The sequence below is a fragment of the Vibrio sp. Vb0667 genome (assembly GCF_033391095.1).
On sequence record NZ_JAWPOL010000010.1, the window covers coordinates 112,923 to 136,094 of the forward strand.

Here is a 23,172-nt window from a genome sequence, read left to right on the forward strand (position 1 = left end):
GGCCCTTAATCTAATAAAAGGCTGAAAGTCTCATTTTGTCTTACTCATCTTTAGCAGCTGGTGCTTCAGCAGCAGCTTCTTCAGCTGGCTTTTCTACCGCTTCTTTCATGCTTAGACGTACACGGCCTTGGCGGTCGATTTCAAGAACTTTAACTTGAACTTCTTGACCTTCAGCTAGGTAGTCAGACACTTTCTCTACGCGTTTTTCTGCGATTTGAGAAATGTGTACAAGACCATCTTTGCCTGGAAGAACCGTTACGAATGCACCGAAGTCTGCTAGACGTGCAACTTTACCTGTGTAGATACGGCCCACTTCAACTTCAGCAGTGATCTCTTCGATACGGCGGATAGCTTCTTTCGCAGCAGTGCCTTCAGTTGCCGCAATCTTGATAGTACCGTCGTCTTCGATTTCGATAGTTGTACCAGTCTCTTCAGTTAGAGCACGGATAACTGCACCACCTTTACCGATAACGTCTTTGATCTTCTCAGCGCTGATCTTCATCGTGTGAATACGCGGAGCAAATTCAGAGATGTCTTCACGAGCACCAGAGATAGCTTCATCCATTACAGATAGGATGTGCTTACGTGCGCCTTGAGCTTGGTTAAGCGCAATTTGCATGATTTCTTTAGTGATGCCTTCGATCTTGATGTCCATTTGAAGTGCAGTGATACCAGTGTTAGTACCTGCTACTTTAAAGTCCATGTCACCTAGGTGGTCTTCATCGCCAAGGATGTCAGAAAGTACAACGAAATCGTCACCTTCTTTAACAAGACCCATTGCAATACCAGCAACAGATGCTTTGATTGGTACACCTGCGTCCATAAGCGCAAGAGAAGTACCACATACTGAAGCCATTGAAGATGAACCGTTAGATTCAGTGATTTCCGATACAACACGTACTGTGTATGGGAACTCATCAACAGAAGGCATTACTGCAGCAATACCACGCTTCGCCAGTTTACCGTGGCCGATTTCACGACGCTTAGGAGAACCTACAAAACCAGTTTCACCTACACAGTATGGAGGGAAGTTGTAGTGCAGTAGGAAGTGATCTTTACGCTCACCAGTTAGCTCATCGATGATTTGAGCATCACGCTGAGTACCTAGCGTTGCCGTAACGATCGCCTGAGTTTCACCACGAGTGAATAGCGCGCTACCGTGAGTACGAGGAAGAACACCAGTACGTACATCTAGTGCACGAACCATGTCTTTTTCACGGCCATCGATACGAGGGTTACCTGCAATAATACGGCTACGTACTACTGTCTTCTCTAGATCATGGAAGATAGTGTGGATTTCTTTTGTGTCTGCTTCAGGATCTTCAGCAAGAAGAACTTCATTTACTTCCGCAGCGATCTCATGGATGCGGTCGTAACGAGCCATTTTCTCAGTAATTTGGTAAGCTTCAACAAGTTTAGCTTCTGCTAGATCAGCAATCTTATTTTTAAGCGCTGTGTTCTCTTCAGGAGCAACCCAATCCCAAGCAGGAGTTGCAACTTCTGCTTTGAATTCGTTGATAGCTTGAATAGCAACTTGTTGTTGGTCATGACCATAAACAACCGCCGCTAGCATTTCTTCTTCAGTTAGGTTGTCCGCTTCTGACTCAACCATCAGTACTGCTGACTCTGTACCTGCAACAACAAGGTCAAGCTTAGAAGTTTCTAGTTCAGTTTGGCTAGGGTTAAGTACAAGCTGACCATCGATATGACCAACACGCGCCGCACCGATAGGGCCGTTGAATGGAATGCCAGAGATAGCAAGAGCAGCAGAAGTACCGATCATTGTAACGATATCTGGCTGAACATCTGGGTTTACAGACATTACTGTCGCGATAACCTGAACTTCGTTTTTAAACGCGTCTGGGAATAGCGGACGGATTGGACGGTCGATTAGACGAGCTGTTAGCGTTTCGCCTTCAGAAGGACGACCTTCACGTTTGAAGAAGCCGCCTGGAATTTTACCCGCAGCGTAAGTACGCTCTTGGTAGTTAACCGTTAGTGGGAAGAAGTCTTGACCTGCAACGGCTTCTTTTTTACCTACAACAGATACGAATACAGACGTATCATCCATTGTGACCATAACTGCTGCTGTAGCTTGACGTGCAATAACGCCAGTTTCTAAAGTAACTGTGTGGTTACCGTACTGGAACGTTTTAACAACTGGTTTTTCGAACATTGTTATTCCTTGTTTCTAATCTTCCTTTAGTGCTTAAAGAAATCTTAGATGTGTTAATTGACACTCAAGGCATTACGAATCGCGACTAGTAAAAAGAAACTCGGAAATTCCTTTTGAATAGTCGCGACCTTTTGGTCGACGTGGTTGACTGTAATGCTATGAGCTTTTGAGAAAACCTCTTACAAGGTTTAGCCGCCAGTATTATAACGGCATAAGTCTAATTTGGCTAAATTTAGGCAACAAAAAAGGGGCATAAAGCCCCTTTTTAGACAAACTGCTATGCAGTCGCTGATTAGCGACGTAGGCCTAGACGTTTGATTAGGTCTTGGTAGCGAGCTAGGTTTTTACCTTTTAGGTAATCTAGAAGCTTACGACGACGAGAAACCATGCGTAGAAGACCACGACGGCTGTGGTGATCGCCTTTGTGCGCTTTGAAGTGACCTTGTAGGTGGTTGATAGAAGCTGTAAGTAGAGCTACTTGAACTTCTGGTGAACCAGTGTCGCCTTCGCCTTGTGCGTATTCTGCAACGATTGCTGCTTTAGTTTCTGCATTCAGAGACATAATTCTCTCCTAATAAGAGTAGGTTTAAAGTTGTAGCAGCCAATCTCTGATTCAGCCGCTACGCGAAGCGCGGATTATAGGGAAATTTCCTATCTCGTGCAATATAAAAATACCGACACTCAGGTCGGTATTTTCAATCATTTACTTGGATGCAACGTCATCTCGGAACACGACCAATCGCTTAGGAGCGATTTTGCCATCTTCGTTCATTTCGCCAACGCCAATAAACAAGCGTTCTTCACCCATAGTAAGGCGAAGTGAGCCCTCAGTCGGAGCACCAAATACTTGAACGGGCTGCCCATGTTGGACCATATTCGCCAGTTCAGGCACCAAGTTGACTTCTGGTAAGTCTTCTACCGCTGTATCCATTGGCAAAAGCAGTGGGTCCAGTAGCTCTCGAGGCGCTCGTTCCTCGCGGTGAGCTTGCTCTAGCAACTCATTTAGTTGCTCAAGTGTTACCATATTCTCGTAAGGGTATTTAGCAACACCAGTACGACGAAGCATAGTTACGTGCGCACCACAACCTAACATTTCGCCCAGATCATCAACGATAGTACGAATATAGGTACCTTTAGAGCAGTGCACTTCCATCTCTACTTCATCGCCTTCAAAACGGTGAAGAACAATCTCATATACCGTGATCTTACGAGATTCACGCGGAACTTCGATGCCTTTACGAGCGTATTCATACAAGGGTTTACCTTGATACTTCAACGCAGAGAACATGGAAGGCACTTGATCAGATTCACCACGGAACTGATCGATGCACGCTTCTAGCTTGTCTAACGTAACATCGACTGGACGCGTCTCTACAACTTCACCATCCGAGTCAGATGTATTGGTACGTTCACCCAGCTTTGCGATCACGCGGTAGCGTTTATCAGAATCAAGAAGAAACTGAGAAAATTTTGTCGCTTCACCCAAGCAAATTGGCAGCATGCCTGTCGCTAATGGGTCCAAGGCTCCAGTGTGGCCTGCTTTCTCGGCAAAGTAGATTCGCTTTACTTTTTGCAGTGCATCATTGGAAGAGATACCTGTTGGTTTGTCCAACAGTATAACACCATTAATTGGACGACCTTTACGACGACGAGCCATTATTCTTCGTCCTCACGACCAGAATCTTTTTGCTTTTGTTTGTCTGAACTAACGACTTCAGACACTAGGTTAGACATACGCATACCTTCAACCAGCGTATTGTCATAGTGGAAGCGGATTTCTGGCGTTAAACGTAGACGAATACGCTTACCTAACATCATGCGAATGTGCACTTCGTGCTCACGTAGCGCTGCTAGACATGATTCTGGTGTTTGCTCACCCACACACAGGAAGGTCACAAATACTTTTGCGTAAGCTAGGTCACGAGAGACTTCTACGTCTGAGATCGTCACCATGCCAAGGCGAGAGTCACGAACTTCACGTTGAAGGATCATCGCTAGTTCTTTTTGCAGCTGCTGTGCAACGCGCTGCGTGCGGCTAAATTCTTTTGACATATCTTTACTCTTATATAGAAAGAATGGGGGGTTGGTCAAAGCCAGCCCCCCATGGTGTATTCAACAACCAATTACTACTTATCTTTCAAAGACAATATTAGTAATTTTAGTCAATTAGTCTAGAGTACGTTTAATTTCAACGATTTCGAAGACTTCGATTTGGTCACCAACGCGAACATCATTGTAGTTCTTAACGCCGATACCACATTCGTAGCCATTCTTAACTTCTTGAACGTCATCTTTGAAACGACGTAGTGACTCTAGTTCACCTTCGTAAATAACAACGTTATCACGTAGTACACGGATTGGGTTGTTACGCTTGATCACACCTTCTGTAACCATACAACCAGCGATAGCGCCCAGTTTCGGTGACTTAAACACGTCACGAACTTCAGCAAGACCAATGATCTCTTGCTTGAATTCTGGAGCAAGCATACCGCCCATTGCTTGTTTCACTTCATCAATCAATTGGTAAATGATTGAGTAGTAACGTAAGTCAACAGCTGCGGCTTCAACAGCACGGCGAGCAGAAGCATCTGCACGAACGTTAAAGCCAAGGATGATTGCGTTTGAAGCTTCCGCTAGTACTACGTCAGTTTCCGTAATACCACCTACACCAGAACCAACGATGTTCACTTTAACTTCGTCAGTAGATAGCTTAACTAGTGAGTCTGCGATTGCTTCTACAGAACCTTGAACGTCTGCTTTAAGTACAACGTTAAGTTCAGCAACTTCACCAGCAGTCATGTTAGAGAACATGTTCTCTAGTTTAGATTTCTGCTGACGAGCAAGTTTCACTTCACGGAACTTACCAGCACGGTAGTTAGCTACTTCACGCGCTTTACGCTCGTCACGAACTACTGTTGCTTCATCACCTGAAGATGGTACACCTGAAAGACCTAGGATCTCTACAGGGATAGATGGGCCAGCCGAAGTAATTTCTTTACCTAGCTCATCACGCATTGCACGAACACGGCCGTATTCTTGACCACAAAGAACGATGTCGCCTTTGTTTAGTGTACCTGATTGAACAAGTACTGTTGCAACTGGACCACGACCTTTATCTAGGCGAGATTCAACAACAACACCAGATGCCATGCCTTCAGCTACAGCTGTAAGTTCAAGAACTTCAGACTGAAGAAGGATTGCTTCTAGAAGACCATCGATGTTTGTACCCTGTTTAGCAGAGATGTGAACGAACATGTTCTCACCGCCCCACTCTTCAGGAATAACGTCGTATTGAGCAAGCTCGTTCTTAACGTTATCTGGGTTCGCGTCTTCTTTATCGATCTTGTTCACAGCAACAATTAGAGGAACGCCTGCCGCTTTCGCGTGCTGAATCGCTTCTACTGTTTGTGGCATTACGCCATCGTCTGCTGCAACTACAAGAACAACGATATCTGTTGCTTGAGCACCACGAGCACGCATTGCAGTAAACGCTGCGTGTCCAGGAGTATCAAGGAACGTGATCATGCCGTTGTCTGTTTCAACGTGGTACGCACCAATGTGCTGAGTAATACCACCCGCTTCGCCAGAAGCAACGTGTGTGCGACGGATGTAGTCAAGTGTTGACGTTTTACCGTGGTCAACGTGACCCATGATAGTAACAACTGGAGCACGTGGAACTGCTTCCGCGTTAGTGTCACGGTCAGATAGTACCGCTTCTTCCAGTTCGTTCTCTTTACGAAGAACTACTTTATGGCCCATTTCTTCAGCAACAAGTTGTGCTGTTTCTTGGTCGATCACTTGGTTGATAGTCGCCATAGCGCCCATCTTCATCATTACTTTGATAACTTCTGTCGCTTTAACCGACATCTTGTTAGCAAGTTCTGATAGAACGATCGTTTCGCCAATTACAACGTCTTGCTTAGCAACCGTTGCTGACTTATCAAACCCGTGCTGCATTGAAGTCGGCTTAGCAAGTTTGCCCTTACGACCTCTACCGCCACGTTGGTTGTTACGGCCACCGCGAGCTTGGTCGTCTTTACCCGAAGCTGCTTTTTTCTTCTTACGACGACCGCCTTCTACTTTGCGATCTGCTTCATCTTCGGCTTCACGTGCGTATTGTGAAGTCGTTACATGGTAATCTGTATCTTCCATATCACCCTTTTTCTCTTCTGCAGCAGACCAACGCTCTTTATTCTTTTCAGCCAATTCGCGAGCTTCTTCAAGCTTGCGCTGACTTTCCTCTTCAGCCTTACGCTTAGCTTCTTCTTCCTGACGACGTTTAAGCTCGTCGGCCTCTTTTCGCGCTGCTTCTTGCTTAATTTTCTCTTCAGCATCACGCTTTGCTTTTTCTTCAGCATTACGTTGTGCATTCGTATCTACGTCTCGCTTCGCTTTTTCTTCAGCTTCACGTTTCGCTTTTTCTTCCGCTTCACGTTTTGCAGCTTCTTCAGCTTCACGTTTCGCAGCTTCTTCAGCTTCACGTTTTGCAGCTTCTTCTGCTGCACGTTTTGCTGCTTCTTCTGCTTCACGTTGTGCTGCTTCTTCAGCTTCACGTTTCGCTTCATCTTCAATTGTGCTGCGCTTCACGTATGTACGTTTTTTGCGCACCTCAACCTGAACATTCTTACTCTTACCACCACCCGCGTTCACACTAAGTGTACTACGAGTTTTACGCTGAAGCGTAAGGCGAGTCGGCTCTGAATCACCTGATTTATCACCGTGTTCTTTCTTTAAATGAGAGAGAAGCTTCTGCTTCTCTTCATCAGTAACATTGTCAGAGCTCGCCTTTTTAATGCCAGCGTCAGCAAGTTGTTCAATCAAGCGGTCGACTGGCGTACCAATCTCATCACTCAGTGCTTTAACTGTTAATTGTGTCATGCCGCTTCCTCCTTGCCGAAAATTATGCTTCTTCGCCGAACCAACAGATGTTACGTGCGGCCATAATTAGCTCACCTGCACGTTCTTCGGTCAGGCCTTCGATACCTTCTAAATCGTCAATACCTTGGTCAGCAAGATCTTCCAGTGTCGCTACACCTTTCGCTGCCAATTTAAATGCCATCTCACGCTCAAGACCTTCAAGTGCAAGTAGGTCCTCAGCTGGTTCTAGACCTTCAAAAGACTCTTCTTGTGCTAGTGCGATCGTCGTTAGTGCATCTTTTGCACGTCCACGAAGCTCTTCGATTAGTTCTTCATTCAAACCATCGATTTCTAGTAGCTCGTTAACTGGCACGTATGCGATTTCTTCTAGCGTTGAGAAACCTTCTTCAACAAGAAGTTGAGCGAAGTCTTCTTCAATATCTAGGTACTTCATGAAGTTTTCAATAGATGCTTGTGATTCTTCAGCGTGTTTCTTCTGAAGATCAGCAACTGTCATAACATTCAGTTCCCAACCGGTTAGTTGAGATGCTAGACGCACGTTTTGACCGTTACGACCAATAGCTTGCGCTAGGTTGTCAGCTTCAACTGCGATGTCCATTGAGTGTGCATCCTCATCAACGATGATAGAAGCAACATCAGCTGGCGCCATTGCGTTGATAACGAATTGAGCTGGGTTATCATCCCAAAGAACGATATCGATACGCTCCCCACCAAGTTCGCCAGAAACAGCTTGTACACGTGCACCACGCATACCAACACACGCACCTACAGGGTCGATACGTTTGTCATTTGTTTTGACAGCGATCTTAGCGCGAGAACCAGGATCACGTGCTGCGCCTTTAAGCTCGATAATATCTTCTGCGATTTCAGGCACTTCAACACGGAACAGTTCTGCCAACATTTCTGGCTTAGAACGAGTGATGAACAATTGGAAACCACGTGCTTCAGGCGCGACTTTGTAAAGAAGGCCACGTACGCGGTCGCCTGGACGGAAGTTTTCACGAGGAAGTTGGTCATCACGCAGGATTACCGCTTCAGCGTTATTACCAAGATCAAGCACGATTGTGTCACGGTTTACTTTTTTCACGACACCAGTGATTAGATCACCTTCATTGTCGATGAACTGTTCAACGATTTGTGCGCGCTCAGCTTCACGAACTTTTTGAACGATAACTTGTTTAGCAGTTTGAGTCGTAATACGGTCAAACGTTACAGATTCGATTTCGTCTTCTACGTAGTCGCCAAGCCCGATTGAGTCATCTTCGTATTGCGCTGCTTCTAGTGAGATCTCTTTTGTAGGGTTCTCAACGTCATCAACAACTAACCAACGGCGGTAAGTGACAAACTCACCGGTTTTACGGTCAATGGCAACACGTACGTCGATTTCGATTTCGTATTTTTTCTTTGTAGAAGTTGCTAGAGCAATCTCAAGAGCCTCAAAGATACGCTCACGAGGTACCGCTTTTTCGTTCGATACCGCTTCTGCTACCGCTAAAATTTCTTTACTCATTGTATTTAGCCTCTAAGCTTAAACTTTTTTAGGGAACTAAAATTTAGGGATCAGGTTAGCTTTGGAAATGTTACTTAGAGCAAACTCTTCTTGCTGACCGTCTACAGTAATTGTCACTGTTTCGCCATCAACACCGTGGATAATACCTTTCCACTTACGACGGTTTGCTACAGCCATTTTCAATACGATGCTGACCTCGTGACCAATAAATTGCTCGTAATGTGCTGCTTTAAAAAGTGGTCTTTCTAAACCTGGAGAAGACACTTCTAGGCTGTAAGCAACAGAAATTGGATCTTCAACGTCTAAAACTGCACTAACTTGGTGGCTAACTTCTGCACAGTCGTCTACGTTAATACCATTTTCATGGTCAATGTAGATACGTAACGTTGAGTGCGCGCCTGCACGAATGAATTCTAATCCAACTAACTCATAACCTGATGCCGCTACTGGCGCGTCAAGCATTTCAGTAAGTTGTCTTTCTAAACCAGTCATTTAACCACTCCAGAAACAAAAAAAGGGCTCAGAGCCCAATCAAAAAACCAAGCAGTATCTGAGCTATTTCAAAAAGCTCAGATAACAAAAAACCCCGATAGTCGGGGTTTTATGCTGCTGGACCCTGATACGTTAAGAATAGCCAACAATTGCTTTTCTTAACTCGTAGTGTGGTTAGCACTACGCAAACTCGCCAATCTACGATTTCCTTTTAAGGAAAGAGATTGGTTGCGGGGGCCGGATTTGAACCGACGACCTTCGGGTTATGAGCCCGACGAGCTACCAAGCTGCTCCACCCCGCGTCCGACTTGCTGAGCATTATACTCGCAAACAAGTGATTTACAAGTTTGTAAATACATGGTGCCGAGAGAGGGACTCGAACCCTCACACCTAAGGCACTAGCACCTCATGCTAGCGTGTCTACCAATTTCACCATCTCGGCATCAAAACCTTACAGCTTATTGAGGAATTTCATCACCCGCAGGGGCAGGAACTTCACTCGCTGCGTCCTTAACTTGTTCAACAACTGGTTGACCTAACGTTGGGTCTACCCATTGTGATTCAGTCTGGTGCGTAGACATACGACCAAGTAACAAGCTAACGATAAAGAATACGGTTGCTAAAATAGCAGTTGTTCGGGTTAAGAAATTACCTGAGCCGCCAGCACCAAACACTGTGTTTGAAGCACCAGCACCGAACGAGGCTCCCATATCTGCGCCTTTACCTTGTTGAATCAACACAAGGCCAATCACACCAAGCGCTGCCAACAGGTAAATCACAAGTAGAACTGAAAACATTTTTTCCACCTATGTTCCGAATTGTTGAGCCAGCGCCGTTCAAAAGAACAAATCATAATGAACAAGGCTAGCGACCTCCTAACGGGAGGCGGAGCAATACTAGCGAAAGCCAGTAACGCTGACAAGGGAAAATTAGTAAAAAATCAATGCCAATGCGTTAAGCGCTCAAAAAAAGGGCAAAAGATGCCCTTTTCATTCAAGACATGCTTTAACGCAATGATTAACAACTTGCTTTAACAGCCTCAGCGATTTTCAATGCTGAGTGTTGAACTAGTTCACCATCTTCGCCTTCCACCATAACGCGGATCAAAGGCTCAGTGCCAGACTTACGCAGCAGTACACGCCCTTTATCACCAAGTGTCGCCTCTACTTCAGCGACAGCGTTTAATACAGCTGTAGCTTCAAGAGGGTTACTTTCTCCTGAGAAACGGACATTTTCTAAAACCTGAGGATATAATGTCATTCCTTGCGATAGTTCATATAAAGACATATCGCTGCCAATTACAGAAGCAAGTACTTGAAGTGCAGCAACAATCGCATCGCCGGTTGTGACTTTATCTAATAAGATCACATGGCCTGAGTTTTCAGCACCAATTTTCCAACCTTTTTCTAGCAGTTGCTCCATGACATAACGGTCACCAACAGCAGCACGTACAAACGGAATGCCTAGCTGCTTTAAACCATTTTCCATACCCAAGTTAGTCATTAGTGTACCAACAACACCACCCTTTAGCTCACCACGACGAAGTGCATCACGAGCGATGATATAAGCAATTTGGTCACCATCAACTTTGTTACCTAGGTGGTCGACCATAATGATGCGGTCACCATCACCATCAAATGCGAGACCAAGATGCGCTTGCTCTTCAACAACACGCTGTTGAAGAGCTCGTACGTCTGTTGCGCCCACTTTTTCATTAATGTTGATGCCGTTAGGCTCTACGCCCATAGCGATAACTTCTGCCCCAAGTTCTTTGAAAACATTTGGAGCGATGTGGTACGTTGCACCGTGCGCACAGTCTACTACGATCTTAAAGTTCGCAAGGCTCAACTCAGATGGGAAAGTACTCTTACAGAATTCGATGTAACGACCAGCTGCATCATTTAGGCGGGTTGCTTTACCAAGCTCAGCAGACTCCACACATTCAATTTCTTTATCTAACTCAGCTTCGATCGCCAATTCGATATCGTCAGGTAGCTTAGTACCCTCAGAAGAAAAGAATTTAATGCCGTTGTCGTAATATGGGTTATGTGATGCAGAAATCACAATACCAGCCTCGGCACGGAAAGTCTGAGTTAAATATGCCACAGCTGGAGTTGGCATGGGACCAGTAAATGTTGCTTTAAGTCCCGCAGCTGCAAGGCCAGCCTCTAGTGCAGATTCAAGCATATAACCTGAAATACGTGTATCTTTACCTATGATAACTTTCTTTGTGCCTTGTTTCGCTAGTACACGACCAGCAGCCCAGCCAAGCTTAAGTACGAAGTCTGGAGTGATTGGGTATTGTCCTACTTTACCGCGCACACCGTCAGTACCAAAGTAACGTCTTTCATTCGACATAAACTTTCCTTTATTATTTTTAAATATTGTTTTTCGTCATCTCAACAACTTTCATCGCTTCGATTGTCTCTTCAAAGTCATGCACGCGAATGATCTGCGCGCCTTTCATCGCGGCAATCGTAGCACAAACGACACTTGCGTTCGTACACTCTGCCGCTGGCTTGTCTAACAGTTTGAAGATCATGGATTTACGAGACATGCCAGCCAAAATAGGCAGGCCGAATTCATGAAACTTTTCAAGATGAGCAAGCATATGATAATTGTGTTCGATTGTTTTGCCAAAGCCAAACCCAGGATCGAGAATCAGTTGAGATTTATCAATCCCTGCTGCTTCACACGCCGCGATACGTTCTTCTAGAAAAGCCGACACGTCCCCCATTAAATCATCATAATGAGGGTCAACTTGCATGGTCCTAGGCTGACCTTTCATATGCATCAGACAAATTGGAAGGTTTGCTTCTGCTGCGACTTCCAGAGCACCTGGCTCTTGCAGCGAGCGGATGTCATTGATCAAATCAGCCCCAGCATCAATTGCTTGACGCATCACTTCTGCTTTACTGGTGTCAACGGAAATCCATACATCATATTTTTCACGAATGGCTTTGATTACTGGGACAACACGCCTAAGCTCTTCTTCCAAAGACACATCCGGTGCACCAGGTCTTGTTGATTCACCACCAACATCAACAATACTTACACCAGCCTTTATCATTTTATCAACTTGAGCAAGAGCAAGTTCAATTGAGTTGTATTTACCGCCATCCGAAAAGGAATCCGGTGTCACATTTAGAATGGCCATGACATGTGGACGCGAAAGGTCCAAAGATTTGTTATTTGCTGTAATCATCATCATAAACACAAAAACCCCGAGATAACTCGGGGTTTAATATTATCGATACTCTTTATTCAGAGTCTTTCTTTTCAGGCGCTTCGTTAGAAGTTGTTTCAGAAGAGCTAGGCTGTTCTGCATCTTTCGCAGTCTCCGTTGCTTCTTCTTTAACTTCTTGCTTTGCTTGAGGCTTGTCGCTGTCTTCTGGTTTGCTTGCTGAGTTATCACTCCAGCCCGCAGGCTCACGAATTTCAGCTTTGCGCTCCATTAAGTCATCAATCTGGCGAGCATCAATGGTTTCATACTTCATCAGCGCATCTTTCATCGCATGCATGATATCCATGTTCTCTTGAAGAATCTTCTTCGCACGATCGTAGTTGCGGTCAATGATCTGACGAACTTCGTCATCAATCAACTTCGCTGTATCGTCAGACACATGTTTAGTCTGAGTTACACTACGCCCTAAGAACACTTCGCCTTCATCTTCTGCATACAGCAGAGGGCCAAGCTTTTCAGAGAAACCCCATTGAGTAACCATCTTACGAGCAATATCTGTTGCGCGCTCGATATCATTAGAAGCACCGGTTGATACTTTGTCAGCACCGTAGATAAGTTCTTCTGCTAAACGACCACCGTACAAGCTAGAAATCATTGATTCTAGGTGTTGGCGAGACATACTCACGCGGTCCTGCTCTGGAAGGTACATTGTTACACCCAACGCACGACCACGTGGAATGATAGACACTTTGTACACTGGATCGTGTTCAGGAACCAAGCGACCAACAATCGCGTGACCCGCTTCGTGGTATGCGGTTGACTCTTTCACTTCCTCAGACATCACCATTGAACGGCGCTCAGCACCCATCATGATTTTGTCTTTCGCCAGTTCAAACTCAACCATAGAAACGTTGCGCTTGTTACCGCGCGCAGCAAACAGGGCTGCTTCGTTAACTAAGTTTGCTAGGTCAGCACCAGAGAAGCCTGGAGTACCACGTGCGATGAGAGAAGGCTCTACATCACCCGCTAGAGGGACCTTACGCATGTGAACTTTTAGGATCTGTTCACGGCCACGTACATCTGGAAGACCAACTACCACTTGGCGGTCAAAACGACCAGGACGCAGTAACGCAGGGTCCAGCACATCCGGACGGTTAGTCGCAGCGATAACGATAATACCTTCGTTACCTTCGAAACCATCCATCTCAACGAGCATTTGGTTTAGTGTTTGTTCACGTTCATCATGACCACCACCAACACCTGCGCCACGTTGACGACCTACCGCATCGATCTCATCGATAAAGATGATACAAGGTGCGGCTTTCTTTGCTTGTTCAAACATGTCACGCACACGAGATGCACCAACACCAACGAACATTTCTACGAAATCAGAACCAGAGATAGTAAAGAATGGTACTTTCGCCTCACCGGCAATGGCTTTCGCTAGAAGCGTTTTACCCGTACCAGGAGGACCAACCATTAGAACACCCGTTGGAATCTTACCGCCCAGCTTTTGGAAGCGGCTTGGATCGCGTAGGTAGTCCACCAGCTCTTTCACGTCTTCTTTTGCTTCGTCACAACCTGCAACGTCAGCAAAAGTTGTCTTGATTTGTTCTTCGCTCATCATTCGAGCTTTGCTCTTACCAAAAGACATGGCGCCTTTACCACCGCCGCCTTGCATTTGACGCATGAAGAAAATCCATACACCAATTAGTAAGATCATTGGGAACCAAGAGATGAAGATAGTACCCAGCAAGCTTTGCTCTTCTGGAGGCGTGCCTTGTACTTTCACGTTTTGGTTAATTAGGTCATCTAGAAGCTTTTGGTCATACACTGGCATGTAAGTGACCATTTTGGCACCGCCGCCACGACGAACAAAGCTAATTTCACCGTCTTTAAAAGTTGCTTCTTGAATCTGGCCTTGGCCAACTTCCTGTACAAACGTGGTGTAATCCACGGTTCTGCCATTGCTTTCTCCAGGGCCAAAGCTCTGGAATACCGACATCAATACGACGGCGATAACAAGCCACAGAATTAAATTTTTTGCCATGTCACTCAAGGTGTAAGCCTCTCGATAACTAATTGTAATTAAAGGTAGGGTACTACAGTTCATTAACTGTAGCTATAGTGTTAACACGCTCTCAAGAGAGCAAAATGGTTAACCTTTGTAACCAGTGGCTACGACGAAGACCTCTCGAGAGCGAGCTCGCGATGAGTCTGGTTTTCTAATTTTTACGGCTTTAAACATGTCTCGGACTTCTTTCACATACTGATCGAAGCCTTCCCCTTGGAAAACCTTTACGACAAAGCTACCATTAGGCGCTAGAACTTGTCGACACATATCTAAAGCTAATTCAACTAAATACATAGCGCGAGGTTGATCAACAGAATTGTTTCCCGCGATGTTAGGCGCCATATCAGACATTACTACGTCTACCATGGAAGGTTGGATCCTTTCTAGCAAAGCTTCCAATACCGCATCATCACGAAAGTCGCCTTGTAAAAAGCTAACGCCAGCAATCGGGTCCATAGGAAGCAAGTCACACGCGATGATCTGACCACTGTCCCCTACTATCTTAGCAGCATATTGAGACCATCCGCCCGGCGCAGCCCCCAAGTCGACGACTGTCATTCCAGGCTTTAACAATTTATCTTTCGTTTGAATCTCATCGATCTTGAAATAAGCACGTGAGCGGTAGCCTTTTTTTCGGGCTTCATTCGCGTATTTATCATCAAAGTGTTCTTTCAACCAACGACCAGAACTAGCCGAATGTTTTTGTTTACTCATTTTAATCCCAACAAGGCACAAATTGGAGCTATTGTTTTAATAGGCGCTACCTATTACTCAATAAATTATAGTCTTCAGCAATAGATGGCGTTAATATAGCTTTTTTCAACCCTTATTTTAAAGAAAATTGGCCGCGTAATGAACCTAAGCACCAAACAAAAGCAGCACCTTAAAGGCCTAGCTCACAGTTTAAAACCTGTTGTGCTAATGGGCGCAAATGGACTTACAGAAGCCGTGCTAGCAGAAATTGAAATCGCTCTTAACCATCACGAACTTATCAAAGTAAAAGTTGCTTCGGAAGATCGTGAAACAAAACAGCTAATCATCGACGCTATCGTACGTGAGACGGGCGCTGAAAAAGTTCAGACTATTGGTAAAGTGCTTGTGCTATACCGCCAGTCTGAAGAGCGTAAAATCGAAATCCCTCGTAAGTAACTCTACTTACGTTGCTGAAGAAAAAAGGTCGCCTGAGGCGACCTTTTTGCGTTTTATCAGAGTAGTAATGCTACTCCAAACGACTTAGATATATTCTACTCGGTCAATTTCGAAGTCTTTCGCGCCACCCGGAGTTTGAATAGCAACTTCATCGCCTTCCATCTTACCAATCAGGCCACGAGCAATAGGTGAGCTCACTGAAATGCGACCTGCTTTGATATCGGCTTCGTCATCACCAACGATTTGGTACGTTTTTTCTTCTTCGGTGTCGATATCAATCAAGGTTACGGTTGAACCAAAAATAACTTTACCCGTGTTCTCCATCTTCGTTACATCAATAACTTGAGCAACTGACAGTTTGTATTCAATGTCACGGATTTGTGCTTCACAAATGCCCTGCTCTTCACGAGCGGCGTGATATTCAGCATTCTCTTTTAAATCACCTAGCTCACGAGCTTCAGCAATTGCCTCTGAGATCTGAGGACGTAGTTTAAGTAGACGATCGAGTTCTGCACGTAGCTTTTGCTCGCCACGTAGTGTCATTGGAACTTTTTCCATTTTATAACCTCAAGCCCAAATGGGTCTTTGGACAAAAAAAGCCCACCCTGTCATAGGACTGGGTAGTGCGCTTAAAGATGTATTTCGTTTAGTGTAAACAAACTCCCGGACGAAATCATCTTAATTCGAAAGACAGCAAGACTATGCCTTTTCGGCATAATGATATAACTCACTTTTAGAGCGGTTCTAGGGCGAATCACCTTCTCAATTTATTGAAAAACAACACTGTTCATTACACCAAAAACCTCAAAAAAGATAAAAACTAATCAATGTCAGGCCAATGTCATTGCCAATAATTTCAATCAAAAACAGTAATTTAAATAAAAACAACGCACAATTGAACAGTGTTCATCAGTGGGATTTATATCATTTTACTAACTCATACGGAAACTTTAGCAGTAAAACATGTCCAGCGAGTTGTTAGATCAATGGCTTACAAGTGCGAACTATATCGCTCAATTAGCCAATTTTGGACCAACAACTTGTGAGAGATCACCTCTCCCCCATACAACAATGATTATGGACAGCTAACTAGGACAAATAAGATGAAAAAGACTCTAATTGCTCTTTCTGTATCTGCAGCAGCTATGGCAACTGGCGTAAACGCAGCTGAACTTTACAACCAAGACGGTACTTCTCTAGAAATGGGCGGCCGTGCTGAAGCACGTCTATCTATGAAAGATGGCGACGCTCAAGACAAATCTCGCATCCGTCTAAACTTCCTTGGTAAACAAGAAATCAATGACAACCTATACGGTGTTGGTTTCTGGGAAGGTGAATTTGAGACTGCTCAAAACGGTACTGTAGACGGCGACGACAAGAGCGATCTAGAAACTCGTCTTGCTTACGCTGGTCTTGGCGGTGCTTACGGTGAGTTCGCATACGGTAAAACTGAAGGTGCACTAGGCGTTATCACTGACTTCACAGATATCATGGCTTACCACGGTAACTCTGCAGCAGACAAACTAGCTGTATCAGACCGTACAGACAACATGATGGCTTACAAAGGCCAGTTTGAAAACCTAAGCGTAAAAGCAAGCTACCGCTTCGCTGATCGTATGGAAAACAAAAACACTGGTGAGTACTACGACAACAAACAAGACGGTTACTCTCTATCTGCAATCTACGCTCTAGCTGACACTGGTCTTGAGCTAGGTGCTGGTTACGCAGATCAAGACAAAGCTAACGAGTACATGCTAGCTGCATCTTACACAATGTCTGATCTTTACTTCGCTGGTGTATTCACTGACGGCGAGAAAATGGAAGATTCAAACAACAGTAACACAGTTGATTACACTGGTTACGAGCTAGCGGGTGCTTACACTCTAGGCCAAACAGTATTTACAACATCATACAACAATGCAGAAACTAACAACGAAACTTCTGCAAACAACTTCGCTGTTGATGCTTCTTACTACTTCAAGCCTAACTTCCGTGGTTACATTTCTTACAACTTCAACCTGATTGATGCAGGTGACAAGTTTGGTTCAACTGACACGAGCAAAACAGTTGCAACTAAGATCGATGCTGAAGACGAGCTAGCTCTAGGTCTACGTTACGACTTCTAATTCCGGTCTTTGACTAGAATATCGAATGCCCGCTTTAAGCGGGCATTTTTTATACTTAATTTTAAGCAGCGCGCCTTTCTCTCGTGTCTCATTCATGAAGACATTTGAAGCATTTCTTTAGTTACCTAGCATATTGAAAGGACTTGCGTATACTCAATCACATAACTCACCTTAGAAAGTATCATTATGCGTTTACGTTGGCCCTTGCTCATATTCTCTTCATTACTTTCTGCTTTTTCACAAGCGTACCCTCATCAAGAGGTGCTGCCTGAAGGCGCCCGCATCAGTTTAGTTGCGGAAAAACTCAGTGAAAATGCTGAGCTTGACGGTGTTCATCCTACCGAACAACTGTTCCCACCAGCGAGTACATTAAAAATCGTCACCGCATTAGCCGCAAAGCTAGAACTGGGTGATAATTTCCGGTTTCGAACCAAGCTGGAAACGTCGAACTCAGATGCAGTGATTTACTTTGTCGGCGACCCAACACTCCAAACCAACGACTTAAAATCACTCCTCACTCTAGCTAAGAAAAATGGCTTAAAACGGATTAACGGTGACCTATGGCTCGATAACAGCGCATTCACTGGTTATAACCGTGCGGTGGGCTGGCCATGGGATATCTTGGGAGTTTGCTACAGCGCTCCGGCATCGACCATCACACTCAATAACAACTGTGTACAAGCCTCTATCTATACACAAAAAGATGGTGGAACGCGGGTCTACGTACCAGAGCATCAACCTATTCGTGTCACAAGTACCGTAGAAACAGTTTCTAAAACCATTAAGAAAAGTCGTCATTGTGACTTAGGTTTAGTTGCAAATCCCGATAACAACTACAAGCTAACAGGGTGCTTGGTTGAAAGAGACAAACCATTGCCACTGAAATTTGCGGTTCAAGACCCTGAGCGTTACACCAGTCAAAGGTTGGCGACTTTGCTCAAGGAGCTCAACATTGGGGTATCAGGAAAGATTAGGGTCGGTACGGCGCCAGAAAAGCAGCGAAAGCTCATCGCAATGCATCAATCAAAGGCCTTACCAGACATTCTTGAAGATATGCTCAAAAACTCTGACAACTTAATTGCCGACACATTAACCAAAACACTTGGTGCTAAATTTTTCGTTCAGCCAGGCAGTTTTACTAACGGTACAGAAGCGATCAAGCAGATCATTTTCGCCAACACTGGTATTGATATTCGTAATGCGCGCCTAGAAGACGGCTCAGGACTTTCGCGAAATAACCGGATCTCCGCGACCAAGATGGCTGAAATGCTGCGCTATATTTGGAAGCATGAAAACGAACTCGAATTGATTGCCATCATGCCGAAATCAGGTGAATCCGGCACATTAAAGTACCGACAAAGTATGCGAAAACTTCCAATTAAAGGACAGCTGATCGCGAAAAGTGGCTCTATCTACGGGACTTACAATATGGCTGGATATGGCTTGGATAAAAATGGTCAACCTAACACCATTTTTGTTCAGTTTGTTTCAGACTACTTCCCAGAAAAACGGGACGACAACACACCTGTCATCGCCCCGATTACACATTTTGAGCAGCTTTTTTACAATGACATTGTGAACTTTAGTCAGGCAATACCTAAGAAATAGTTCACCACGTTAAAGTAAATCCACATTCCTGAAATATCGACGATAGACGCAAGAACTGGACTCACCAATACGGCTGGGTCCAACTTGCAAGCTCGTGCAATAATTGGCAACAGCCCGCCCAATGTTGTAGAAATGGTGACTTGAATGAACAGCGCAACTGCTATTGCCAGTGCGATATCGGTCAGTTCAAAGCCTCCTGTTGATTGTCCTGCACTAAATAACATAATGCGTCCAATCATCACGATAGCGATCGCTAGCGCAATAAATAGAGCGACTCGGCTCTCTTTCCACAAAACTTCTAACCATTGGCGTTTTTTTAACTCTCCAGTAGCAAGAGCACGAATCACCAAAGTTGCTGCTTGTGTTCCTGTGTTACCACCAGCAGCTGCAATCACTGGCATGTACACTGCAAGTAAAACAAGCTGACTAAGGGTGTCCTCATACTGAGCGATGATCAAGCCTGACACTATCCCTAAAAGAGCCAGCGCAATGATCCATCCAATACGCTGTTTTACATGCCCTAAAACACTAGTTGATAAATAACCATCGGGTGTATCAACTTCAGACATATGCAGACCCAGTTGGTGAGCATAATGACGTGCGCGTTTGTCATGACCTGCTTGCTCAAGTTGAGCAATAAGACTATTCACATAGCCGACAGAGCAATGCTGTAAAATACCTACAGCCTCATCAATCGGCATAACCGTAAGCAAATGGACTTGTTGCTCTTGCTCGTACTGCAAGAATGCATTGCGAGCTGCACCAATTTCTACTTCAGAAAAGTTTGGTGTTGTTTCAATAAAAGTGTTGTTCATTACCGTCATGGCGAATCTCCCGATTGGCATTGGTAACGACCATCAACAAAGCATGAAAAGCCACTCTTGCACGCTAAAAGTCAGACAACAATTAAGATGCACAGAGAAAACCAATGCGAATGCACTGTCTATTCAGAATGTATGAAGGAAATAACGAGAAGAAAATTAGAAAAGATGCCTCACCACTTAGGTAAGGCGGAGATCGCCAATACCGAAGCGGGTTATTTCGCTCCCTTAATCTTACTCACCCAACGACTGGGAGGATGGTCGGTATTGTTCATGTAAATCTCCGATAGCGCTGCCATTATTGGCAGCGCAAGTATAGTAGCAAAGTTCATCAGGTATGGAAGTTTTACTTTGCCGTTTTTGCTAAATTTTCATACAAAAAAAGCGCCCTTCGGACGCTTTCATTTGCAGTCATTATGAATTACTGAATAGTAATACGAGCAAATTTACGTTTGCCGACTTGGAACACGTAAGTACCCGCTTCTGGAGCAAATTTGCTGTCCGCAATTTTTTCACCATCGATCTTCACAGCGCCCTGCTTAACCATGCGCATCGCATCTGACGATGATGGGCATAAGCCTGCTTCTTTCAACAGATTACTCACTGGGCGACCTGCGTCAAAATCAAACTCTGGCATTTCATCAGGAATTTGGTTCTTCGCAAAACGGTTTACGAATTCTTGCTCTGCTGCATCGGCATCTGCTTCACTGTGGAAACGAGCAATAATTTCTTTTGCTAGCAATACTTTGATGTCACGAGGGTTTGTGCCCGCTGCTACATCAGCTTTGAATTGAGCAATCTCTTCCAGAGGGCGGAAAGAGAGCAGCTCGTAGTAGCTCCACATTAGGTCATCAGAAATAGACATGATTTTACCAAACATTTCACTTGGCGCTTCGCTGATACCGATGTAGTTGTTTGCTGACTTAGACATCTTCTTCTCGCCATCAAGGCCCACTAGAAGCGGCATCATCAGTACAACCTGAGGTTTTTGACCGTGAGACTTTTGCAGTTCACGACCCATTAGAAGGTTGAACTTCTGGTCTGTACCACCTAATTCAACATCCGTTTCCATTGCTACTGAGTCCCAACCTTGTAGAAGTGGGTACATGAACTCATGAATAGCAATTGGCTGACCACCCGCGTAACGCTTTTTAAAGTCGTCACGCTCTAGCATACGAGCAACGGTTTGGTTTGCCGCAAGGCGAATCATACCTTCTGCGCCCAGTTCAGACAGCCACTCAGAGTTAAACTGAATTTTAGTCTTTGCAGGATCGAGAATTTTGAACACTTGCTCTTTGTACGTTTCAGCGTTACGCAATACGTCTTCGCGACTTAGCGGTGGACGAGTTGTGTTTTTACCTGTTGGGTCACCAACCATTGCAGTGAAGTCACCGATTAGGAACGTCACTTCATGACCTAGTTCTTGGAACAAGCGAAGCTTATTGAAAATAACCGTATGGCCTAGGTGAATGTCAGGTGCTGTTGGATCAGCGCCCAATTTAATACGTAGAGGACGGTCTTCTTTTAGTTTTGCGATTAGCTCTTCTTCTGGAATCAGCTCTTCAACACCGCGCTTAATCTCGGCTAGTGCAGCTTCAATGCTCGCCATTCTTGTTCACTCCCACAGATTTGGCAAAAATATAATAGCTGAACATATTACTTGAATAGCGATGCATTTTGAAACACGTTAGACTAGGTAGTTGTCACTTTTTCCGTTTAATTTAGCAATCAAGTACCTCATGCATTCGATTTTTGTCCGACTTCCACTCTTGCACAAAGTATTGATCGGTTTTTTTAGTGCGCTGATTATCTTCGCGCTCTTCTTTTTACCTGATCCGCAAGACCTAGACCCGCAGCAGAGCCGATTAAAAGTTGGTCAACATTATCCTGTGCCAGTTTCCCTCGAACTCAGTGCACTAAATAGTTCATCGCCTGCGGTTCCCGCCGTGCTGCGCTGGGAGACATACAAGGTAAAAAATGGCGAGAGTGCTGCCATCTTATTTAATCGCGTAGGGCTTTCTGCTCGTCTATTACATGAACTGGTGTCATCAGACAAAGAAGTGGAAAAACAGTTAACTCGGCTTCGACCTGGTGACCGATTGCAATTTGGTTTTGACGAAAATAACGACTTGGTGCAGCTAAGAAGAACACTAAGCGCGTTCGAGACTTTTCGTATCACATTAAAAGACGGCAAGTACGTTTCTGAAGTTGATAAAAAAGAAGTCGACTTCCAGTACAACTACGCTGAAGCCACCATCAAATCAAACTTTTGGAATGCAGGAATATCTTCTGGATTAAATGGTAACCAAATCATGGAACTGGCTGGCATATTTGGTTGGGACATCGACTTTGCTTTAGATATTCGTAAAAACGACAGCTTCCGAGTACTTTACCAAGAGGAAGTGGTAGAAGGTGAAGTAATCGGCCGTGGAAAAATCATTGCTGCGATCTTTAAAAACCAAGGCGATACCTTTACCGCAATATTGGATCAGAAAAGTGGCAAGTATTACGACGAAAATGGGCGTGCAATGAAAAAAGCATTCTTACGCGCGCCGTTGGACTTCCGTCGAGTTTCATCTAATTTCAACCCACGCCGCTTACATCCAGTGACGGGACGCGTTCGTCCTCATAGAGGCACGGACTATGCGGCACCAGTGGGCACCCCGATTTGGGCGGCTGGTGATGGCGTTGTTCAAAAATCGTCTTACAACAAATTTAATGGTAACTACGTTTTCATTAAACATAGCAATACTTACATTACCAAGTACCTGCACTTAACCAAACGTACTGTACGAGCTGGTCAACGCGTTAAGCAAGGCCAAACCATTGGTACGCTTGGCGGGACTGGCCGTGTAACTGGCCCTCACCTGCACTATGAGTTCCTTGTGAATGGTGTCCATAAAAACCCGCGCACGGTGAATTTGCCACAATCTAAATCCCTGACAGGCAAAGCGAGACAAACTTTCATGGCAAACGCGAAAATTAGCATGGACAAGCTTGAACGCTACAGCAAACTGCTAGCAATGAAGTAAGCCAGGTATTGAAAAGGGCTGCGAAGCTGCCCTTTTTGTTTTGTCTGTGCCGTCCTAAATAAGGTTGACACTTTCCACCCCCCAAAATTGGAGAGTGTTATGAAATCAACAACTAAAAGAAC

Annotated in this window: 19 protein-coding genes and 2 tRNA genes; 4 read left to right on the forward strand and 17 right to left on the reverse strand. The window is 44.8% G+C overall.

Features of this window, described 5'->3' with window-relative positions:
* Positions 1-40: 40 nt before the first annotated feature.
* The 14 genes from pnp to rlmE form a co-directional block, all read right to left on the reverse strand.
* Positions 41-2,176, reverse strand: coding sequence for a polyribonucleotide nucleotidyltransferase (gene pnp / locus R8269_RS12390; protein ID WP_005380098.1), 2,136 nt, complete (start codon positions 2,174-2,176; stop codon positions 41-43).
* 292 nt (positions 2,177-2,468) lie between these two features.
* Entirely contained in the window at positions 2,469-2,738 is a 270-nt protein-coding gene (gene rpsO, locus R8269_RS12395) for a 30S ribosomal protein S15 (protein ID WP_005380094.1), read from the reverse strand.
* A 141-nt stretch (positions 2,739-2,879) separates the two neighbouring features.
* Positions 2,880-3,833, reverse strand: coding sequence for a tRNA pseudouridine(55) synthase TruB (gene truB / locus R8269_RS12400; protein WP_005380088.1), 954 nt, complete (start codon positions 3,831-3,833; stop codon positions 2,880-2,882).
* On the reverse strand, positions 3,833-4,228 hold the full coding sequence (gene rbfA / locus R8269_RS12405) for a 30S ribosome-binding factor RbfA (RefSeq protein ID WP_005380087.1): 396 nt from the start codon (positions 4,226-4,228) through the stop codon (positions 3,833-3,835). The genes truB and rbfA overlap by 1 nt, the downstream gene beginning before the upstream one ends.
* A 114-nt stretch (positions 4,229-4,342) precedes the next feature.
* On the reverse strand, positions 4,343-7,054 hold the full coding sequence (infB, locus tag R8269_RS12410) for a translation initiation factor IF-2 (protein WP_005380086.1): 2,712 nt from the start codon (positions 7,052-7,054) through the stop codon (positions 4,343-4,345).
* Between the two features lie 22 nt (positions 7,055-7,076).
* Positions 7,077-8,564 carry a transcription termination factor NusA gene (nusA, locus tag R8269_RS12415; RefSeq protein WP_053306752.1) on the reverse strand — a complete coding sequence of 496 codons (1,488 nt, stop codon included), beginning with the start codon at positions 8,562-8,564 and terminating at the stop codon, positions 7,077-7,079.
* Positions 8,565-8,600: 36 nt separating this feature from the next.
* Positions 8,601-9,056, reverse strand: coding sequence for a ribosome maturation factor RimP (gene rimP, locus R8269_RS12420; RefSeq protein WP_005386424.1), 456 nt, complete (start codon positions 9,054-9,056; stop codon positions 8,601-8,603).
* Between the two features lie 225 nt (positions 9,057-9,281).
* A tRNA-Met gene (locus R8269_RS12425) sits at positions 9,282-9,358 on the reverse strand.
* 56 nt (positions 9,359-9,414) lie between these two features.
* A tRNA-Leu gene (locus R8269_RS12430) sits at positions 9,415-9,498 on the reverse strand.
* 16 nt (positions 9,499-9,514) lie between these two features.
* The gene (gene secG, locus R8269_RS12435; RefSeq protein WP_005380080.1) at positions 9,515-9,853 is read right to left on the reverse strand and encodes a preprotein translocase subunit SecG; all 339 of its coding nucleotides are present in this window, start codon (positions 9,851-9,853) and stop codon (positions 9,515-9,517) included.
* A gap of 220 nt (positions 9,854-10,073) precedes the next feature.
* Positions 10,074-11,414 carry a phosphoglucosamine mutase gene (glmM, locus tag R8269_RS12440; protein WP_005388992.1) on the reverse strand — a complete coding sequence of 447 codons (1,341 nt, stop codon included), beginning with the start codon at positions 11,412-11,414 and terminating at the stop codon, positions 10,074-10,076.
* Positions 11,415-11,433: 19 nt separating this feature from the next.
* A complete protein-coding gene (gene folP, locus R8269_RS12445) occupies positions 11,434-12,264 on the reverse strand; it encodes a dihydropteroate synthase (RefSeq protein ID WP_017820419.1) in 831 nt (276 codons plus the stop codon).
* 52 nt (positions 12,265-12,316) lie between these two features.
* Positions 12,317-14,290, reverse strand: coding sequence for an ATP-dependent zinc metalloprotease FtsH (gene ftsH / locus R8269_RS12450; RefSeq protein WP_017635895.1), 1,974 nt, complete (start codon positions 14,288-14,290; stop codon positions 12,317-12,319).
* A gap of 108 nt (positions 14,291-14,398) precedes the next feature.
* On the reverse strand, positions 14,399-15,028 hold the full coding sequence (gene rlmE / locus R8269_RS12455; RefSeq protein ID WP_005388985.1) for a 23S rRNA (uridine(2552)-2'-O)-methyltransferase RlmE: 630 nt from the start codon (positions 15,026-15,028) through the stop codon (positions 14,399-14,401).
* Between the two features lie 138 nt (positions 15,029-15,166).
* On the opposite strand from rlmE, the gene yhbY reads away from it, so the two are divergent.
* Positions 15,167-15,463 carry a ribosome assembly RNA-binding protein YhbY gene (gene yhbY, locus R8269_RS12460; protein WP_005380066.1) on the forward strand — a complete coding sequence of 99 codons (297 nt, stop codon included), beginning with the start codon at positions 15,167-15,169 and terminating at the stop codon, positions 15,461-15,463.
* 84 nt (positions 15,464-15,547) lie between these two features.
* Here the strand turns inward: yhbY and greA are convergent, their stop codons facing one another.
* On the reverse strand, positions 15,548-16,021 hold the full coding sequence (greA, locus tag R8269_RS12465) for a transcription elongation factor GreA (RefSeq protein ID WP_005380065.1): 474 nt from the start codon (positions 16,019-16,021) through the stop codon (positions 15,548-15,550).
* Between the two features lie 545 nt (positions 16,022-16,566).
* Here greA and R8269_RS12470 point away from each other — a divergent pair.
* Positions 16,567-17,589: a porin gene (locus tag R8269_RS12470; protein ID WP_005380064.1), complete on the forward strand. Its 1,023-nt coding sequence runs from the start codon at positions 16,567-16,569 to the stop codon at positions 17,587-17,589.
* Positions 17,590-17,775: 186 nt separating this feature from the next.
* The gene (gene dacB / locus R8269_RS12475) at positions 17,776-19,197 is read left to right on the forward strand and encodes a serine-type D-Ala-D-Ala carboxypeptidase (protein ID WP_053306753.1); all 1,422 of its coding nucleotides are present in this window, start codon (positions 17,776-17,778) and stop codon (positions 19,195-19,197) included.
* Here the strand turns inward: dacB and R8269_RS12480 are convergent.
* Positions 19,176-20,021 (reverse strand): magnesium transporter, encoded by an 846-nt coding sequence (locus R8269_RS12480; RefSeq protein ID WP_005380062.1) that lies wholly within the window; start codon positions 20,019-20,021, stop codon positions 19,176-19,178. The two genes, dacB and R8269_RS12480, sit on opposite strands and share 22 nt — an antisense overlap.
* A gap of 418 nt (positions 20,022-20,439) precedes the next feature.
* A complete protein-coding gene (gene tyrS / locus R8269_RS12485) occupies positions 20,440-21,627 on the reverse strand; it encodes a tyrosine--tRNA ligase (protein WP_053306754.1) in 1,188 nt (395 codons plus the stop codon).
* A 130-nt stretch (positions 21,628-21,757) separates the two neighbouring features.
* Here tyrS and R8269_RS12490 point away from each other — a divergent pair, with 130 nt between their 5' ends.
* A complete protein-coding gene (locus tag R8269_RS12490) occupies positions 21,758-23,050 on the forward strand; it encodes a peptidoglycan DD-metalloendopeptidase family protein (protein ID WP_053306755.1) in 1,293 nt (430 codons plus the stop codon).
* Positions 23,051-23,172: the final 122 nt, after the last annotated feature.